This is a genomic window from Streptomyces filipinensis (genome assembly GCF_014649495.1).
Taxonomy (GTDB): domain Bacteria; phylum Actinomycetota; class Actinomycetes; order Streptomycetales; family Streptomycetaceae; genus Streptomyces; species Streptomyces filipinensis.
The window spans coordinates 1-971 of sequence record NZ_BMTD01000082.1; the positions used below are offsets into that span (position 1 = coordinate 1).

At 67.6% G+C, this 971-nt stretch carries 1 protein-coding gene; it reads left to right on the forward strand.

The features are described 5' to 3' along the window. Positions 1 to 971: carbamoyl phosphate synthase preATP-grasp domain-containing protein (locus IE244_RS41560; RefSeq protein WP_444545086.1), on the forward strand; the 971-nt coding region annotated here is incomplete at both ends.

Consider the following 971-nt stretch of genomic DNA (forward strand, 5'->3'; position numbering starts at 1 on the left):
GTCATCGAGATGAACCCGCGGGTGTCGCGTTCGTCGGCGCTGGCGTCGAAGGCGACGGGTTTCCCGATCGCCAAGATCGCGGCGAAGCTGGCCGTGGGTTACACGCTGGACGAGATCCCGAACGACATCACGCAGGAGACCCCGGCCTCCTTCGAGCCCACGCTGGACTACGTGGTCGTCAAGGCCCCGCGGTTCGCGTTCGAGAAGTTCCCGCAGGCCGACTCCACGCTGACCACCACCATGAAGTCGGTCGGCGAGGCCATGGCCATCGGCCGGAACTTCCCCGAGGCGTTCCAGAAGGCGCTGCGCTCGCTGGAGAAGAAGGGCAGCCAGTTCACGTTCGTCGGCGAGGCGGGTGACAAGGAAGCGCTGCTGCGCGAGGCGGTACGCCCCACCGACGGCCGGATCAACACGGTCATGCAGGCCATCCGCGCGGGTGCCACGCCCGAGGAGGTCTTCGAGTACACGAAGATCGACCCGTGGTTCGTGGACCAGCTGTTCCTGATCAAGGAGATCGCGGACGAGCTGGCCGAGGCCCCCGAGCTGACCGCCGACCTCTTCGCCGAGGCCAAGCGGCACGGCTTCTCCGACCAGCAGATCGGCGAGATCCGCGGGCTGCGCGAGGACGTGGTCCGCGAGGTCCGCCACGCGCTCGGCATCCGCCCGGTCTACAAGACGGTCGACACCTGCGCCGCGGAGTTCGCGGCGAGGACGCCGTACTTCTACTCCGCGTATGACGAGGAGACCGAGGTCGCGCGGCGTGAGAAGCCCGCCGTGATCATCCTGGGCTCCGGGCCGAACCGCATCGGGCAGGGCATCGAGTTCGACTACTCCTGCGTCCACGCCTCCTTCGCGCTGAGCGACGCGGGCTACGAGACGGTGATGGTCAACTGCAACCCGGAGACCGTCTCCACGGACTACGACACCTCCGACCGGCTGTACTTCGAGCCGCTCACGCTGGAGGACGTGCT